Below are 17,357 nucleotides of genomic sequence, written 5' to 3' on the forward strand. Positions count from 1 at the left end.
AGGTGGATAGAATTCGTCAGATTTCCTTTTAGACAAGAGGCTAGCGCTTTAACTTTTGCTGCCTCGAGTCTATTGCTGGCAAAGCCGCCTAATTAAAAACGTATTGGTTGAAGTCGATATTCGCGGCACTGGCCACTACTTTCACTCGATTGCTAGCACCCAACTTTTTAAGAATAGACGAAACATGAGATTTAACCGTAGTTTCAGAAATATTAAGTTCGTAGGCAATCACTTTATTAGCTAATCCTTGAGTTAAGTACTTCAACACGGTCAGTTCTTTTCGGGTTAATGAGCGAATTTGCTCTGGCGAAATACCATTGTCATTGGTCATGCGGGTTCTAGTAGATGGTGTTCTCAATATCTCTGATGGTAAACACACATTCCCTTCAAAAATGCTTTCAATAGACGTGGCAATTTCTTCAATTTTGCTGCTTTTTGAAATAAAGCCAACAGCACCATAAGAGATGGTTTGCAGAATATTTTGTTTTTCCGTTTCAGCGGAAATTATGACCACGGGTACATTAGGGTGTTGGTTTCGAATTTCTAAAAGCCCGTTAAGACCACAGGTTTCTGGCATATTTAAATCGAGCATGATTAAGTCGAAGCTTGCGTCTTGCTCAAGTAAAGTTAACGCTTCAGAAATTGAATTGGCTTCGAGGGTTTCTGAGTCGGGAAACTTTTTCCCTAAAATAGTAATCATTGCGTGACGAAAAATAGGGTGATCGTCAATTATCAGGATACGGTGCATCGTCTTCCCCTCAGCTAAAAAAGCGACATGTGCCGCGGGCCTTGTGGTATGTGTGGGTTGACGCTTTACTCACACAATAAGTATTTTTTGTAAGATAAAGTTATCGTGCGAATAAAACGTTTCTAAGTGACCGAATTGGCTGAAATATTGAAAGCTAAATCGTCACTTAACTCTCTCATGATGTTAACATTAATATAACATTTATTCAGGCTTATTAGACCAAAGGCTTATAATATAATAGCGGGAACGACCCGTTCGGAAGAGACTTTTGTTCTATAGCTCATCAAGTAGCTGTTGCCTTTTTTGCGCGTATTCTTTTTCACTAATCAATTGTGCCTTTTTTAGTGCGTCTAAGCGTTTAAAACGAGCTATAACCTCGTCTTCCGTGGATAATGTGGCTGAAATGGATTTGTCTCTGGTAGTGGGCGTGTTTTCCCTATTCGGTGGGGAAAATTTTTCCTCTCTTTTTGTGGTTGCTAACGCTAGTTGAGTAGGTGCAACAACCCAATCGAAGCGATTTTTTGTTTTTAATGCAATGCCAGGTGCGGAAAAAGAGAGTGGGGAATCAAATGAAAACTTTGCTTGTTTTCGATTACCAAAATCAAAGTCGTATTTTACCAAGCCCTGAGAAGTAGGATCATAAGCCATTTCGTAGGCTTTATTGGTTACTTTGTCGAACTCGCCAATAAGAATATTGAGCTGATCGTCTGCAACGAAAATACTGCCTGCAACATAATACGTTTGGGTTTTAAGGCCTGCCAAATAGCGCTTCTCTTTACTAAGGGCAAAAATTACGTCTTGCTGAGCAGTCGCTGTTCGCAGCGCCTCAGGCAGATAGGTGGCAAGTAACGCAACCTGTTCGTTGGAAAAAAGCGGTGTTGACGTATTTTTGTTCTTAACCACCTGAATAGCGCTAAGTATGGCGGATACATCCTGCTCTTGCAGCGTAAAGGGGTGTTGGTTGGCACGCATGTCACTGTCTGCTTCGTTTTGCTTTTCAACAAGGCGAATAAAATTGTTTTTGTCCTCCTGAAATATGACCTGTGCGTCTGCGATATGTACTGTCGTTATGAAGAGTAGGGCTAACAGAATGGGTTGAGCTGAACGTAATGAAAATAGAGATGTATTTTTCATGATCCTTCCTTTTTCAATAGGAAAAGCGAGAGTGAATCTCGCTTTTTTATGTCATATCTTTTAGCTTAATTTTAATTTCTGACTTAAGTTTAAAATTGATTAGTTTTTTATCATTAATTAAATGAATCGAGTAGTTTTTAAAATTCAGGATAATTAGATATAAGTTCAGTGTTAAAATATGACTGATTTTTAATTCTCAATTAAAAGAACACAGTGCCACCTAGTTGAATTAGGGTTAAGTCTTCTGCGCTGTTATAAATTCCTTGCGCAGATTCTGAACCATCAATATCTAAACTTAGGTTTTCGTATTTCGCGTAAACCAAGAAGCGCGAGCCAAAATATTGTTCTGCTGCAATACCCCACTGACTAAGCTCTGAGCCGGTAACGCCATCTAAATGAGCCATGCCGTATTGGTCGTTATAACTTGCATATTCTGCGTAAAATGCTGAATCACCAAAGCGATTAAACTGTTTTCTAATGCCAGCTTTGAAGTAATAGGCATCTGTATCATCACCCGAACCAACAATAGCATCGTCAGCTTCTTCCGTCTGGTAAGTGGCTACCCCAAACACGCCGGATTCGATGTGCATTACACCTGCTTGCATTTGTAGAGTAGTTGAACTGTTGCCGCCAACATTACTGCCGCCATCTTTGTTCACTGAGTAGCCTGCGTGAAGATTGGTTTTAAAGCCTTCATGTTCAGCAGCGTATTTCACCGCAACATCAAAGATTTCATCGTTTGCATAACCTACGGCAATACTAACGTTACCCATCTGAGGTAGGTCGTAGCGTACGCCGTTGCGATAAATACCGTTACAGTCTAGCCCTATACCCAAGCCAGGCGTAGCCAAACATTGGGCAAATTGCCCCCACGCTACGTTTGTCGAGCCTTCTTCGACGCCTCGAATAAAGAAGCCATTTGCTCTAAATAATGGAGAAATTCCCGACCAGATTGTGCCAGACGGATCGGCTAGAACGGCAATGTTATCGGTGGGAAGGCTTTGTAAACCAACGGTGATTTTACCCCAGTCGCCACCAAAGTAGAGGCTACTGCCCAACAGGCCTATGTCGCCGCCGTTGAAGGTGTCTAAGTTATCCTGATTGGCAAACAAAAGCGGGGTTTGATGGCCACCACCGGCGTAGTTCGGTGCGCCTGAAAGAGGTTCAATAATGACCTCAAAGCCCACGTCCATGCCTTGTTCTTCCAGTTTATAGTTTCCTGAAAGCGTAATACGGCTGCCTAGCGTTGTACCGTTATCTGAAAGTTGTGCCACATCACTACCCACACCGTCGTCGTAATAGGTTAAGCCTTCATTTATCCATCCAGAGATATTCCATGAATAGGGCTCGTCTTGGGCAAAACTATGGCTACTGACTGTGCTCAAAATGGCAATAGATAAACAGGTTTTTGTAAATGTATTCTTTTTCATTTTACTGTCCCAATATTGGTAGTGTTGATTAATTACAGTGGCTTTTTATTTTTATTTTTGACTGGTTTTAATGCTTTCGGTGTCCAGTAAATTGATAATAGGTTCTATTGAATTTTGAACCATCGGCCGTAAGGCGTGTTAATCTCCTTCTTTAGTAGCGGGAAAATTAAATGTATAAATGATAAAAAACGCGACTACTGTGAAAAAGTAAGTCGCGTTTTTTTGATTTTTGTGCAGCTTTTGTGTGGATAAAAGCGCGTGTGGTAACAACTGCTATCTGATTAGAATCTCGCTTTTAGATTTACACTGACCATTCGCGGTTGTGCGGGGCCCACGAACTCTGCACCTTCTACGTCGGGATAAATGTCTTCTAACACTTCATCCGCCTCGCCATACGTGCCAAAGGTTTCATAGTCTTTGTCGAACACATTGTTCACACGTAGCGATGCGGTAAATGTGTCGTTGAAACGGTACGATGCATAAATGTTTGCAATAACGTATCCGTCAATCTTTTCATTTTCGTTAGCCTCATCGCCCCTAAAGTACTGACTAGATGCTGAAATAACTTCTGCCCCCAAATGCGCTTTATCCGTTAAGGCGTAATCTGCGTAGAGCTTGACTAGATGCTCTGGCTGGCCTGGAATTTTGTCACCTGGCGTTACGACCCGATCCGGGCCCTGAGGGTTAAAGGGGCTAAACGACGTGAATGTCGATTCATAGGTGGCGTTAAGATAGTTGTAGTTTAACCGGTAGGTTAGTTTTTCCCACGTTGAGCCTACGCTGAATTCAACGCCCTGACGCTGGGTTTCATCAACGTTAATAAAGTATCCGCGAGAGGCAATAGAACCTGCTTGTTGGAAGATAATGTCGTCCTTACTCCTACTATGAAAAACATTTAGCATCAGGTCGATGTTATCAATGCGTGTGGTGTAGTTTGCTTCAATAGTTTGGGTGACCACCTGATCAAGAGGAGGATCGGCCACAAATCCATTCGGTAAGCGGCACGGGTCGTCTTCATCTGCACAGCTTAACTCTGCTGGGCTTGGCGTTCTTGAAGACTGGCTGATTGCTAGGTTCAATTGGCTTTGCTCATCAATGGAAATGTCTACGCCCACCGCTGGGTTAAACTGGGTAAAACGGTGATTGCCGTCTAATGAACCTTCTCCGTCATCAATCAGGTCTTTCATCACAATATGGTCTCGGTTAAACCGTCCACCAAGATTGAGTGATACGGCTGAAGAGAGCTGAGTACTATTCATGAAAAATAGCGACCATGCGGTGGTGTCTACATCTAATCTTACTCTGGCTTCTTGTGCCATGAGCCCATCGATGGGTAAAACGGTGCGTGAGTCTTGTGCAGATTCGTTTTCCAAAATACCAAATGTAGTATCAGCGGCGTAGTTAACATCTCCTTTGGTATAGCTGGCACCTACAATTAACTCTGAACTGAAGCCGCTTAAGGCATATTGTTTTGCTAGCTGAAAAGATAACCCAGTAGCTTTGGCGTCTGTGCGGCCCGTATTGTATGTTCCATCAAGTTCATCTGCGTCCACATCTGATATTTCGGCAAGCGCGGTGTCGTCATCAAAGCCAATAAATTCAACCGCTTCTATATCGTCGCCTTCTCCTACAACAGGCAAATCATCGTCATCATCGTCGTCGCCATCATCATCATTATCAAGCGGAGTATCATCATCATCGTCGTCATCATCTTCAAATTCACACAGTGTTACGCGTCCATCAGCGAACTGGCAGGCACCAAAATCACTGTCATCGCCGTTGATTGATTGAGTTTGTGTGTCGCGATAAAACATATTGGCGGTTAAAGATAAGGTGTCAGTTAAAACGAAATCACCGGTTATATTAACGTGCGTAAGTTCGTTGTTGGTCTGATCGGGGTGGGTGTAGACCGCTTCTCTTCCTTCAATATCCAGCAGTTCAATAGGTGATGCACCATTGCCGAGTAACTCGTTATCGGCCATAAACAGGTTCATGTCGAGATGCATTTTGTCACTTTTATAGGCAAGCGATGTAAATACTTGCTGCACTTCAGATGGCGAATAGTCGCGCCAGCCATCTTCCTCATAGTGATTCAGGTTCACGTAATACGCCCAGTGATCATTATGACCACCCGATTCTACAGAAGCGGCTTTTTGGCCGAATTGTCCTGCCTGCAAATTGATTTCATTGGCGTTGAAGCTAAACCCCGTTTTCGTTCTAAGCGCAAGGGCGCCGCCTAGCGTGTTCTGGCCAAACAGCGGGTTTGAACCCGAGTAGAGAGAAACGGTATCTATGGCATCTAGAGGCATTAGATCCCAATGCACGGTATCGCCAAACGCTTCATTAACCCGACCGCCATTCAAGTACACCGAAATGCCCTGAGGAAGGCCAAGCAGCGGAGAGGCAGTAAACCCACGGTATTGCAGGTCGGGTTGGAACGGATTGTTTTGAACATCGTTTAGGTTCACGCTTGCCAGTTGAGTTTTGAGTAGCTCTGGTAGTGACCGGTTGACGCTCCCTTCAATGTCGTCTTGAGTGAGTGTCTGAACATTGCCAAATACGGCAGAGTTATTGCTGTTGACGCTAAGCGGCGTCGCTCCCTGCACCTCTATAACCTCGTAGTGGTCCATTGCATCGTTAGCTTCTGCAGCAGAGCTAAACGCATAGGTTACAGCGCTTGCAATAATCGCAAGAGCAAATGGTGAACGGGCAAGTTGATGTGTTGGAAATTGTGCAACGTTTTGGCTAGAGCTTTTAGTAGAAATTCGCGTAGGCATGGTCTTGACTGCTTCGTTATTATTTATACTTTCAGTATTGCCTTAACCATTCCCTAAAAATATCCTCCTTAAGTGGGAGGAAGTATCATAAATTGGTAGCAGTGTTTTTTCCCGAAGCCCCCTAGATGAGACCCGATAAAACCTTTTGGCACCAATTTTCTCGCTGCCTGATATTTGTATCGCTGGCACCAAATAGAAAAAGGTTATTTTCATAGGTTGCAGCGCCCAGTGCGTAGCATTCCCCCGAGGTCCTTGGTTGCCAGAAAAGGTGGTGTGCCAGTACCGCTTGTAGTCTTGACTGTTGATAGAACGCGATGCGATACACCCAGTGCGAGGCCAAATAACCAGAAGCAGAATTTAGAGAAGCCGACTCTAGAGTTATTGAGGGCGATGGAATGGAAAACGGCGTTAAGTGCGAAGCAATGTGTTCAGTGTTAAAGCGTTTCAAATTGGTGGTATTGTTGGCGAGTGGCCGCAATAAACGTGGAAGTGCAGGCAAGTGCTCTAACCCAACAAAATGTCGGTATTTAGAGGTAAGATGCGGCATTAAAGGTGACTGGTCGCTATTGGAGGCGCTGGCCTGCGCGGAAAAGTCTTTGCGTGCCTTTCTAATCCGCTCGAGAGCGATTGACTTTTCAGGTGAAGGTAGAGCCCCCAAATAGGAGAGCGATACCTTATTAGCACTCGCCAAATAAGCGCTTTTCGCGGCACACTCGTTAGAACGCAACGCATCTGTTAGTTGCGCAAAATAGCGAATAGCCGCCCCCACACCTTCTGCGTGTTTATCAGTGTCTGGCATTGGCTTTGAAGGCCTAATATCAAATGATGCAAGACACGCGGATACCACATGTTTTAGTTGTCGCAGCCTTTTATCATAATCATCGCTCACGAGCTTGTGTGTCAGATTTTGTGAAAGCTTTGGAAGTGCTTCTATCGAAAGCTCGCTTGCTACTTCCTTCATCGCTTCGTTTGTGACGAGGCGAATTGCAAAATTGCCATGCCGATTGATTTCTGGGTCGATAAATAAGGTGTTTTCAAGGCCTGCTACGGTGCTAAGTGTTGCTTCTTGCTGTTGTAAGCCATCGAGAAAGCACTGGGGAAACCACCAGGTTAATACATGCCTTATTGATTCGTTTTCGCCTTTTGTCGTTTGCGCATCAAGAGAGGCTTCTTTGTCTAAATGTGAGTGTTCGCGTTGAGATGCGTGCTGACTCAGAAGGGCGTTTCTGTTCAGTGTTGATTCTTCGCTCAAAGCTGCTTTCTCGCTCAAGGCTGTTTCCGCGCTCACGGCTGTTTTTTCGCTCAAGGTTTTTTCAGCGCTCAAGGCTGTTTCCACGCTCTGCGCTTTCAATGAGCTCAGGGTTTTCATTGCGCTCACGGCTGTAACAACCTCCTTGCACTGCTTAAAAAAGTGGGCTGAATCACTATAAACCAGCGTGGTGATATTGCTGGGCTGATACCACTGGCGTTTGTAGTCTTGAAGCGCTTTAATGCTGTTGCTGCCTATGGTTTGTGTAAAACCACCCGCGTGTTGATAGGCATTTTTATTGGTATCGGTTAATCGAATAGCGGCGTTTAATGCATAGTCGCTGTTTGCCTCTAGCATGGCGAGCTCGTTAAAAATAACCCCGTCTCGCTCTAAGGTAACCTCATCGTTACCGTAATCCCGATTAAGCAGGCCACAGTACAGGTAATTTACAGCATCAAGCAGCACGTTCGCTTTTTCAGACGAAGCGAAAAAGAACGTGTACTCGGCGAGTGTGGTAGCGTTAATAGTAACAGGCAGAAGTGTATTGGCCGTAAAAAGCTCGTGGGCAGTTGGGTATTGGTGAGAGCGTCGAAAGCTCATGTGCTCAGCTAAATGAGACAACCCAGTGTGGCCTGCTGCAGGGGTTTTTAGCGCAAAAACAACACTATGCACTTTTGACCCAGAGCCGGCATCAATGAAATGAAATTCAGACATACACTTTTATCATTGCGGTTTAACGGTATCTCTTTTTGTTTCGTACTTATCGCAGCCCATTTATTTCCTAGTACTTACCTCGTAGCACTTACTTCTAGGATGGGAATCGGCTTTTCCACCTTCCGATACTGTAGTGCCTTCGACGGTGCAGTACCTGCTTTATCGGTAATGCCTTTCATCAAATGGTGATCGGGCGACTTGCTGCAAACCGGATCCGTCTTATACATATCACCTGTTAGCAGGTAGGCCTGACATCGGCAGCCGCCAAAGTCTTTATCTTTTTCATCGCAGTCCCTACAGGGCGACGGCATCCAACTATCGCCACGGAAATGATTAAAGCTAAAGTCTTGGTGCCAAATATCGTGCAACGAGCGTTCTTTCACATTAGGGAAGCGAAGAGGCAATATCTTTGCGCTGTGACACGGAAGGGCACTGCCATCTGGCGTTACGGTTAAAAACGTTGTGCCCCAGCCATTCATGCACGCCTTAGGGCGAGATTCGTAGTAGTCGGGCGAAACAAATATGAAGGTTGGTCCTTTACCGTTTTGCTGCGCCCGGTAGCGGTTCACTGCGGCCTCAGCTTGTTGTAGCTGCTGTGACGTAGGTAACAAATGGTCTCTATTTTCATAGGCCCAACCGTAATACTGTACGGTAGCCAGCTCGACAAAATCAGCGTTGAGCTGCTCGCTTAACGCCATCACGTCTTCTATTTCGTGAATGTTCTGCGCCGTAATACAGAAGTTAAGCACCATAGGATAGTTGTATTGTTTTACCAGCTTCGCAATTTTGAGTTTTTGTTCAAATGAATGGCGCTTATTGCCTATTAAGTCGTTGACTTCAGCATTGGCTGCTTGAAAGCTCAGCTGAATGTGATCAAGCCCAGCTTCTTTAAGTTTGGCAATGCGCTTTTCAGTCATGCCAATGCCAGAGGTGATCAAGTTGGTGTAAAAACCCAAACCACGCGCGTAAGCGACTAAGTGCTCCAAATCTTTTCGAAGTAATGGCTCTCCGCCAGAAAAGCCCAATTGCACGGCGCCCATTTCCCGCGCTTCACTCAGTACACGCTCCCAGTGCTCAGTAGAGAGCTCATTGAATGTTTCTTCCATGTTTACTGGGTTTGAGCAATACGGGCAATGCAAAGGACACTGATAAGTAATTTCGGCTAAGAGCCATAGCGGGGGCGTAATGCTATTTGGTACGTCGGTTTGTAAATCAACGTCTATGTTATTCGTCATAGCGGATCCACTTCTTTTGCTCGGCATGAACCAGAAATGCATGAACATCTTCTTCTAAATCATCAGGTGCATCTGGGAAGGCCTGGCGAAGTTCAGCACAAATAGCATTTTCCGTATTACGGCCATCTACACGCTTAAGAATTTCTGCCGCAGAAGGATTAAGTTTGATCATTCCTTCGGGGAACAGCAAAACATGGCAGCCTTGAGCTTTCTCGTACTGCATGCGAAAAAGTGGGTTTAAAGAGGCTATTTTGTCACTTGTTCGGCTGCCTTCGTTGTTGTGACTGCTGCTATTTTCAATGTTGTCTTCCGAGTTATTTGAACCAATGTCATCAGCACCGACGATATCAGCATCTAAGTGGTGCTCGGTTTGCGACTGTAATTTTGACATTATTAAAACCTCCCTTTGTGGCACACCCGCTGGTCGGCAATACCATCAAACGGCTTTCTCTTATATTCATAGGCAAAGCAAATGGCATCTGCAATGCTCCATAAAATATCAATTTTGAATTGCAGTATATTGAGCGCATGCTCTTGCTGTTGGCGAGTAACGAAGTGGTCTAGGGTAATCTGCAGGCCATGCGCCACATCACGGCGTGCCTGACTTAAACGCATTTGAAAGTAGGTAAAGCCTTCACTATCAATCCATGTGTAGTGCCTGGGCCAGGTATCTAATCGGCTTTGATGTATTTCAGGGGCAAACATTTCAGTTAACGATGAGCAGGCAGCCTCTTCCCACGACGCACGTCGGGCAAAATTCACATAGGCATTCACTGCAAACTTAACCGCTGGCAACAGGTGGGTTTCATCGAGTAACTCGCTGCGGTTTAATCCTACCGCTTCGCCTAACCGCAACCAGGCTTCTATGCCGCCAAGTCCGTCCTCGCCTTCTCGTCCATCGTGATCGATAATTCGTTGGATCCAAGTTCTGCGTACCGATTGGTCTTCGCAATTCGCTAAAATTGCCGCGTCTTTAACCGGTATCGCCATTTGATAATACAGTCGGTTGGCCACCCAGCCCTGAATCTCATCAACGCTGCAGTGTCCTTCATTCATGCGTTTATGAAAGGGGTGATGAATATGGTAGTAAGCGCCTTTTTCTCTCAGTTTTTGTTCGAATTCTTGTCTAGACCATGCGTGTTCTGTCATTACTACACCTCAATTTCCATACCGTCGTAAGCCAATTCAATACCTTGCTCACACAGGCTGTGATAAGCACTGGAGTCTTCGTCAAGCACGCGATTTGTGTTGTTGATATGAATAAGTACTTTACGCTCAACGTTAAATTCATTTAGCAGCGCAATGGCTCCGCCCTTTCCATTAACCGGCATGTGTCCCATATCAGTGCCCAGCTTGTTGCTAAAGCCGTGATCTATCATTTCTTCATTGGCCCACAGCGTACCGTCAAATAGCACGCAGTGAGATTCGCGCATTACTTGTTTTACTGTGTCGTTTGCCTGCATACAGCCTGGCGCATAAAAAAGCACCTTGCCGGTGGTGTCGTCAGTTATCTTCAGGCCGATATTGTTGCCCGGCACAATGTTGTCGCGATACGTCGAATAAGGGGGCGCATTAGATTCTAATACCACGGGTTGGAAAGTCAGGCCTTCGGCCCCCTTTGGTACAAAGCGTTGATGATAATCGGTATTAATTGAATGCTGTTTTAGTCCGCCGTGCCAGTGTTTTAATACGGTAAAAAGCGGGAAGCTGGTGGTTAGGTCTTCGGCCACAACATCGGTACAATAAACGGGAAGGGGTAAGCCTTCGCGCAATGTTAGCAGGCCTGTAGTATGGTCTATTTGACTATCGGTAAGCACAATTGCGCTTATGCGTGTGCCGCGAGAAACATGGGCGTCGGGCCACAGCTGCGGATGGCTATTTATCTGCTCCCTTAAATCGGGGGAGGCATTAATGAGAACCCAATTTTTACCATCGCTACTGACAGCAATGCTCGACTGTGTTCTGCCTTTCGCCTTTATTTTACCTTCGCGTAAACCCTTACAATTGGGGCAGTGGCAGTTCCATTGCGGAAATCCACCCCCGGCGGCAGCACCAAGAATCAATACGTGCATAACAACTCCATACTACAAGTAAAAAAAGGCTGCATCGGCAGCCTTTTTGTTCATCATCCCAGAGGGCGTTGCCTAGCGGTTATTGATGTAAAGAGTTACTTCAAAACCAAGGCGCATTTCTGTGTATTGGGGTTTAGTCCACATAATTGTTCCTCTTCTTTATGATTAAACGCATGACTGAGTATATGTTGAATATGTGTTAACAGATATCCTCCTAAGGGAGGAGAACTGTCATGAATTTTGATGATTTATTGATTATATTTGATAGCGCAGCTGCTTAAGTAAGATAACAGCAGAGGAATAGGGCGGCCGGTTGCCGATAACGATTTGGTGTAGGTAAAAGCGGTTCCTGCCACATCGAGGTGAGCCCACGGGGTGCCGTCAGCAAAGCGAGAGAGAAAGCAGCCTGCCGAAATAGCACCGGGAGAGTTTATACCCGTATTCATCATATCCGCGTGCTGAGAGGTAATGGCGTCTTGATATTCTGGCCAAAGTGGGAAAGGCCAGCACCTGTCGTTAGCCAGTTCACCCGCTTCAACTAACGCACTTTCAAGCGCTGGAGCGTTGCTAAAAAGCGCAGTGGCTTTGTGCCCCAGTGCGCTAATGGCCGCGCCGGTTAGGGTTGCAATATCAATAATAACCGAGGGGGTGAACTGTTTCGCGTAGCTGATTGCATCGGCCATAAGCATACGCCCCTCTGCATCGGTACTCATGACTTCCACGGTTTTTCCTGAGTGCATAGTAATGATGTCACCCGGGCGATAGGCTTTGCCATCAATCGCATTATCGGCGCTCGCCACAATACCAATAATATTTATATTTAACCCCAGTGTGGCAACAGCCTGAATAACGCCCATTACGCAGCCGGCGCCCGCCATGTCGTAAATCATGTGGCGCATATCAGGGCTGCGTTTTAACGTTATGCCGCCGCTGTCAAATGTTACACCTTTGCCAATTAACACTACCGGCGGTGAATTCTCTAAACCTTTGGCTGCGTAGCGAAGAATAGGCATGGTGGCAGCGAACTGTGAACCTGCATTTACCGCCAAATAACCGTTCATGCCTAACCGCTTCAGCGCACTTTCATTGAGGGTATCGCAAGACACCGTATTAAAGGTTTGCGCCAGATTCTGAGCTTGTTCGGCCAGATAATCTGGGGTGCATAAGTTGGCCGGCATGTGAGCGAGATCTTTAGCCCAGGTCATCGCGTCATTAAGGGCTGATTCATATCGCATAGTGTGTGAAACGCGACGCTTTTTCGCGGTATTAAAATGCTTGGCATCTAATGCAAGAGACAGCGTGCTCCTAATATCAAGTGCTTGGTTAATTGCTCCATTATTTGCGTCGTTTTTTTCAACATTATTTGCGTTGTCGTTGCCATTACGAGTTTGAATATTGGAAATCGACGAATTATTCGTTTTATAGCCTTTAAAGTGATAACCGTGCTTGAAATAGCTTCTAAGTAGCGCACTCAGAAATGGTGAGTGGCTTGCAATGGTGTTAACAGGGTCATTGCTTGCTGTTTCAGCGGTAGAAAGCGCCATAAACGACAGTTTTTCCAAGGTTACCGACACGCTTTTAAGCTTTTTAAACAATGCATCGAACTGCTGTTCTACGTAACGAAATGCTGGCGCGTCATTTTGGCTCAAGTCACTGCTGCTTTTTGAATTAAACGCAGAATTGGAATCGCTAGCGTAGCTTGAGCGGTTAACCATGGAAGGGTCATTAGTTTTAGATAAAGTCGAGGCATGGCTAGAGGCATTGGGTGCATTTAATGCTTCAATAAGCGGGAGGTCTATACCATAAAACAGCACCCGTTTTACATCAGCTAATTGTTGACTAATTTTGTTTTTTCCGCTGTTTTCAGTGTCTGAGATGTAACTTGTTTTAAACGCCTTAAGGCCTTGTACGAATACACATTGGCCTTTATTTCCTGCAAAGCCTTCATCGTCAAAAAACTGCTCAATGTATGTCTTAGCGGGTGTTGAAAAGTGAAAGAGTTGGCTCGCCAATAACTCGGGCGTAGTTAAAATAAGTAAGCAGTCACTGTCGTCTAACGTTTTAAATTTATTGCTTTCATTAGCCCAGATTAGGTTTGCTTTTATCACGAGAAGCGCCCTTTTGAGGCTTTGGGGCGAAAGCTTCTCACAGCGAAAATAAAAGTGATAGCCGTAAGGCAAAGTACAACGGCAAGCGCGTTGTGTTCGAGTTTTTCGTAGAGCGCAAATCGCAGTAATTCTACGCCGCTACTAAAGGGGTTAAAGGCACAAATCTGATACAACCATTCGCTGGCCTCACGCATTTTCCAAAGCGGGTATAGGGCGCTTGATAGAAAGAACAACGGGAAAATGACAAAATTCATGACCCCGGCAAAGTTCTCTAGCTGCTTAATATAGTTTGCTAGTAATAATCCTAACGAACCTAAAAACAATGACAGTAGTGCAATAACAGGCAACGCATAAACGTATCCCAACGCAGATAGGCGTACATCTAGTAAAAGCGCAAAGGCAAAGAAGATGTACACCTGAATAGCGCTTACCAAGGTGTTGGCTATAAGCTTGCTGCCTAGCAGAAAAGGGCGGGGAACCGGGCTTAACAGCAGTACTTTCATGCTGCCCATTTCTCTGTCGTACACCATGGACAATGAACTTTGCATACTATTAAAAAGCACAATCATGGCGGCAAGCCCAGGTACAATGTACTCTTCGTACAAAATATAACTCTCGTAAGGCTCGGTCATTGAAAGACCGAGGGCCGAACGAAACCCTGCGGCAAAAACAAATAGCCAAAGCAGCGGGCGCACCAATGCACTTAACAGGCGTGTACGTTGCTGCCAGAACTTCAGCATCTCTCGGGTAAGTACGCCCACAAAACAGCGCCAATACATCAGGAACCTTCCTGCATCAAATGCTGCCAAAGGTGCTCAATATCTTGTTGATGATACTTGGCTAACAAGGCTTCACATTGGTCGTGGGCTAACACTCGCCCTTTTGATAAGACTATCAGATTGTTGTTGTGCTTCACTTCTTCAAACAAATGCGTGGCCCACAGTACACTTACGTTTTGGGAATGAGCGAGCGCTTGTACTACCCGCAAAATAAGATGACGGGATTCTATATCTAAGCCAACGGTAGGCTCGTCTAATAGCAGCAAGGATGGCTTGTGAATAAGGCAGCGAGCTAACTCGACCCGACGTCTGTGCCCGCCATTTAAGTTTCGAATTTTTGTGTTGAGCTTGGTCGTAAGGTCGAGCTCGTCGAGCAGACCTTGAATATGAGATAGCGCACTTGTGGTACTTATGCCGTGGAGCGAAGCAAAGTAGGACAAATTTTGTTTTACAGATAAGTCGATATCTAAAGTACTTTGCTGAAATACCACGCCCATTTTCGCCATAATACTTGTGCGAGATTGAGACAGGCTAGCACCATCAAAGGTAATGCTACCTTGCGTGAGCTTTTGAAGGCTTGTAATAAGCGAAAATAAGGTACTTTTGCCTGCACCATTTGGCCCAAGTAGCATGGTTAAGCCTGGTTTTAAGCAAAGGCTTATATCATTTAGCGCGTAGTGGCCGCCGTACTGATGTGAAACCGCTTGAACCGCTATTTCCATTTAACCGCCACGCCCCAAGGGTAACGCCCCACTTTTACCGTATGCTCTACGTTTAACGTGTGGGTATTGATGACAGACACATCACCGCTCACACCGTTAGTGGTCAGCAATAAAGACTGATCTTGATTAAACGCTAATTGCCACACTCGTCGCCCAACCAAAATGTAGTCTTCCACTTCGAAGGTATCGGTATTGATGACCGCTATGCGATTTGCTGGACCAAGCGCCACGAAGGCGTAGGGCTTATTTTTCATAAGCACAATACCCACTGGCTGAACCTTGTCGCGATAAACGCCTTTAATGGCAAAGGAAAGGGTCTTCACTTTTTGCTTGGTAGCAGTATCGAAAATACTAACGGTGCCACCTATTTCAGAGCTTACCCAAAGGTACTTGTCATCTCTGGTAAAGTGAGCATCTCTGGGTCTTGCGTCAACCAAGCTATTTGCAATATTTTCGTGCGTTTTGGTATCTATCCAGTGCACCATGTTAGTGGTTTCTGATGTGACGACCATCATGCTGCCGTCGTGACTCACGGCTAGCCCCTCAGGCTCTACGCCTACATCTATCTGAGAAATGACCTGAGCCGTTGGAATGTCGATAACAGTAAGAAGGGCATCGTCTTCATTAGCTGTGTAAATAGTGGTGCCGTTAGGATGTAATGCTATGGTTTCAGGATCTGCACCTGAGGGAAGATCGCCCACTATGGAATGGGTAGACAAATCCATAATTTGAATTCGATCAGCATCAGAGGCACAGATATACGCGTGGGACTGGTCTGCACTTAAAATAAACCCTCGGGGGCGCTCTCCAACCTCGATAGTTTCAATCACATCAAATGTCGTCATATCAATGACAGATAGCGTGTTGTCTTTTTCGTTAGTGACATACGCTTGAGGAAGTGCAAAGGCTTGAGGAAGTGCTAAGGCAAAGGCTGCCATTGAACTGCCAAGCAAGAGTGCAAAGCGATAACTCATAACTTGTCCTTACAGGTAGTGTGTGTTGCGCCTAATGTGTCCAGTTCGTTGGTTTGGTGCAAAAAGCCTTCAAGGGGCGCATGAGTCACCAGTGCGTCTTCGTGGGCCAGTGCAATAGGCTGACGAAATTGGTGGGTGTAGGGGCGAATAGAAAGAGGGCGACCTTTATAGGCACCCAGCGTGTAGTGGTCGCTAAGCAAGGTTTTAAGTATTCCCTGCTGCGTTAAATCGCTTCCTTGCTGCGCAGCATTTGCCACCGCTGTTACCGCAAGATACGCGGCGAAGTCGACTTCATTCATGTGTCTGTTAAACCTGTCGTTAAAACGGCTTTGAAGCTGACGGGCGCCCCATTGTTCGTGGGTAAAGTGCCAACCTAGTGCTTTTAGGCCGGCAGCGCCTACCACAGGTACAGGATAATAGGTGTTAAAGGGTAGGCTATACGCGAATTGCGCCGCGCTATCGGCGGTAAAAACAGCCTGATAGGTTTCTGTTGTTCGCGTAAATTGAGGAATTTCAGCAAAAGCAGCTCTGCGTAAATCAAAACTGTCCTGCCATTGCTTAGCTTCAATAAGTGAAAGTTTGAATTTTTTAGCGCTGCGTTTGAACGCGGCTAGGTATGCAGCATCGTCAGCGGTTTTTCCATAAACAGCGAATATCTCGTCAATACGTTTAGTGCGAAACCATTGGGCTAGGGCGTCGGTTTTCATTTGATAACTGGGGATTGTGTGAAATAAAGGCAAGCGACATGAATTTTGTCTCAGCAAATCATCGCTATTAGCTACGTTAAAAAATACGGCATTAGGAAGCGTGCTTTGAATATTGGCAATCAACGGCTCAATTGAGGCAGCCTTTACCTTATCACTGCTTCGTATGTCCAGCAGTACAACAGGTGCAATGTTGCCTTGCTGATTGCTGCTTATTACTTTGTGATTTGTGTTAGCTCTTGAAGCAGAGTGCTGGCGTGTTTTAGCTAAAGAAGCTTGCAGTTCGCCGATAGAAGGCACACTGATTTCAGTTAGCTCAAACTGATAACCAAGAAATTTTCCCGTGATGTTGGCATCCTTTATCGCCACACTTGCGCCAGCTGTCCCCTCATTGCTGGGGGACTTTAAATAGTCTGGTGTGCCTGGTAGAGATGTGCCCGCAACTTTAATGTAAATGACCACAATAGTGGCAAAAGAGGCCTGTGGTGCAGCTTGTTGGGCCTGAGAAGATTGCGCTTCATTAAATGCGAGCGCGCTGTTTAAAAACGACAACAGAACGCAGCAAAAAAGTGACGCTACACACTTTTGATAGCGCTTACCGGTTAATCGTATTTCAACCGTGCTTTTTACACCCTTTGCCATATACCACCCCGAGCTCAGCTGCATGCTTTTGCTGATATCTGTTTGTCTGACATAAGGGTATATGGCAAT

General features: G+C 45.5%; 15 protein-coding genes. All 15 read right to left on the reverse strand.

The window, feature by feature from the left end; all coding sequences use genetic code 11:
* Positions 1 to 88: 88 nt before the first annotated feature.
* Complete coding sequence (locus tag D1814_RS11285) at positions 89 to 748, reverse strand: response regulator (RefSeq protein ID WP_025254137.1); 660 nt, start codon at positions 746 to 748, stop codon at positions 89 to 91.
* A 273-nt stretch (positions 749 to 1,021) separates the two neighbouring features.
* Positions 1,022 to 1,882, reverse strand: a complete 861-nt coding sequence (locus tag D1814_RS11290) for a hypothetical protein (RefSeq protein ID WP_118492304.1) — start codon at positions 1,880 to 1,882, stop codon at positions 1,022 to 1,024.
* 200 nt (positions 1,883 to 2,082) lie between these two features.
* Positions 2,083 to 3,312, reverse strand: a complete 1,230-nt coding sequence (locus tag D1814_RS11295; protein WP_118492306.1) for a porin — start codon at positions 3,310 to 3,312, stop codon at positions 2,083 to 2,085.
* A 281-nt stretch (positions 3,313 to 3,593) separates the two neighbouring features.
* The gene (locus D1814_RS11300) at positions 3,594 to 6,089 is read right to left on the reverse strand and encodes a TonB-dependent receptor (RefSeq protein ID WP_118492308.1); all 2,496 of its coding nucleotides are present in this window, start codon (positions 6,087 to 6,089) and stop codon (positions 3,594 to 3,596) included.
* Positions 6,090 to 6,210: 121 nt separating this feature from the next.
* Complete coding sequence (locus D1814_RS11305) at positions 6,211 to 8,052, reverse strand: insulinase family protein (protein ID WP_118492310.1); 1,842 nt, start codon at positions 8,050 to 8,052, stop codon at positions 6,211 to 6,213.
* 74 nt (positions 8,053 to 8,126) lie between these two features.
* Complete coding sequence (gene pqqE, locus D1814_RS11310; RefSeq protein WP_118492312.1) at positions 8,127 to 9,287, reverse strand: pyrroloquinoline quinone biosynthesis protein PqqE; 1,161 nt, start codon at positions 9,285 to 9,287, stop codon at positions 8,127 to 8,129.
* A complete protein-coding gene (gene pqqD / locus D1814_RS11315) occupies positions 9,277 to 9,678 on the reverse strand; it encodes a pyrroloquinoline quinone biosynthesis peptide chaperone PqqD (protein ID WP_232368865.1) in 402 nt (133 codons plus the stop codon). Before pqqD ends, pqqE begins: the two co-directional genes overlap by 11 nt.
* Before the next feature lie 2 nt (positions 9,679 to 9,680).
* Positions 9,681 to 10,436: a pyrroloquinoline-quinone synthase PqqC gene (gene pqqC, locus D1814_RS11320; protein WP_025254144.1), complete on the reverse strand. Its 756-nt coding sequence runs from the start codon at positions 10,434 to 10,436 to the stop codon at positions 9,681 to 9,683.
* Positions 10,437 to 10,438: 2 nt separating this feature from the next.
* Positions 10,439 to 11,359 carry a pyrroloquinoline quinone biosynthesis protein PqqB gene (gene pqqB / locus D1814_RS11325; RefSeq protein ID WP_118492314.1) on the reverse strand — a complete coding sequence of 307 codons (921 nt, stop codon included), beginning with the start codon at positions 11,357 to 11,359 and terminating at the stop codon, positions 10,439 to 10,441.
* Positions 11,360 to 11,431: 72 nt separating this feature from the next.
* Positions 11,432 to 11,503 carry a pyrroloquinoline quinone precursor peptide PqqA gene (gene pqqA / locus D1814_RS19810; RefSeq protein ID WP_071953288.1) on the reverse strand — a complete coding sequence of 24 codons (72 nt, stop codon included), beginning with the start codon at positions 11,501 to 11,503 and terminating at the stop codon, positions 11,432 to 11,434.
* Between the two features lie 104 nt (positions 11,504 to 11,607).
* The gene (locus D1814_RS11335; RefSeq protein ID WP_118492316.1) at positions 11,608 to 13,467 is read right to left on the reverse strand and encodes a leucyl aminopeptidase; all 1,860 of its coding nucleotides are present in this window, start codon (positions 13,465 to 13,467) and stop codon (positions 11,608 to 11,610) included.
* Positions 13,464 to 14,246 carry an ABC transporter permease gene (locus tag D1814_RS11340; RefSeq protein WP_015068005.1) on the reverse strand — a complete coding sequence of 261 codons (783 nt, stop codon included), beginning with the start codon at positions 14,244 to 14,246 and terminating at the stop codon, positions 13,464 to 13,466. The genes D1814_RS11335 and D1814_RS11340 overlap by 4 nt, the downstream gene beginning before the upstream one ends.
* Positions 14,246 to 14,968, reverse strand: a complete 723-nt coding sequence (locus tag D1814_RS11345; RefSeq protein WP_118492318.1) for an ATP-binding cassette domain-containing protein — start codon at positions 14,966 to 14,968, stop codon at positions 14,246 to 14,248. Before D1814_RS11345 ends, D1814_RS11340 begins: the two co-directional genes overlap by 1 nt.
* Positions 14,959 to 15,942, reverse strand: a complete 984-nt coding sequence (locus D1814_RS11350; protein WP_118492321.1) for a PQQ-dependent catabolism-associated beta-propeller protein — start codon at positions 15,940 to 15,942, stop codon at positions 14,959 to 14,961. Before D1814_RS11350 ends, D1814_RS11345 begins: the two co-directional genes overlap by 10 nt.
* Positions 15,939 to 17,288 (reverse strand): ABC transporter substrate-binding protein, encoded by a 1,350-nt coding sequence (locus D1814_RS11355; RefSeq protein ID WP_232368866.1) that lies wholly within the window; start codon positions 17,286 to 17,288, stop codon positions 15,939 to 15,941. The genes D1814_RS11350 and D1814_RS11355 overlap by 4 nt, the downstream gene beginning before the upstream one ends.
* Positions 17,289 to 17,357 lie beyond the last annotated feature (69 nt).

It is taken from the genome of Alteromonas sp. BL110 (assembly GCF_003443615.1).
GTDB lineage: Bacteria > Pseudomonadota > Gammaproteobacteria > Enterobacterales > Alteromonadaceae > Alteromonas.

Coding starts and splice junctions, on each gene's coding strand:
- D1814_RS11285 (WP_025254137.1), bottom strand. CDS start 748: ATGCACCGTATCCTGATAATTGACGATCACCCTATTTTTCGTCACGCA.
- D1814_RS11290 (WP_118492304.1), bottom strand. CDS start 1,882: ATGAAAAATACATCTCTATTTTCATTACGTTCAGCTCAACCCATTCTG.
- D1814_RS11295 (WP_118492306.1), bottom strand. CDS start 3,312: ATGAAAAAGAATACATTTACAAAAACCTGTTTATCTATTGCCATTTTG.
- D1814_RS11300 (WP_118492308.1), bottom strand. CDS start 6,089: ATGCCTACGCGAATTTCTACTAAAAGCTCTAGCCAAAACGTTGCACAA.
- D1814_RS11305 (WP_118492310.1), bottom strand. CDS start 8,052: ATGTCTGAATTTCATTTCATTGATGCCGGCTCTGGGTCAAAAGTGCAT.
- pqqE (WP_118492312.1), bottom strand. CDS start 9,287: ATGACGAATAACATAGACGTTGATTTACAAACCGACGTACCAAATAGC.
- pqqD (WP_232368865.1), bottom strand. CDS start 9,678: ATGTCAAAATTACAGTCGCAAACCGAGCACCACTTAGATGCTGATATC.
- pqqC (WP_025254144.1), bottom strand. CDS start 10,436: ATGACAGAACACGCATGGTCTAGACAAGAATTCGAACAAAAACTGAGA.
- pqqB (WP_118492314.1), bottom strand. CDS start 11,359: ATGCACGTATTGATTCTTGGTGCTGCCGCCGGGGGTGGATTTCCGCAA.
- D1814_RS11340 (WP_015068005.1), bottom strand. CDS start 14,246: ATGTATTGGCGCTGTTTTGTGGGCGTACTTACCCGAGAGATGCTGAAG.
- D1814_RS11345 (WP_118492318.1), bottom strand. CDS start 14,968: ATGGAAATAGCGGTTCAAGCGGTTTCACATCAGTACGGCGGCCACTAC.
- D1814_RS11350 (WP_118492321.1), bottom strand. CDS start 15,942: ATGAGTTATCGCTTTGCACTCTTGCTTGGCAGTTCAATGGCAGCCTTT.
- D1814_RS11355 (WP_232368866.1), bottom strand. CDS start 17,288: ATGGCAAAGGGTGTAAAAAGCACGGTTGAAATACGATTAACCGGTAAG.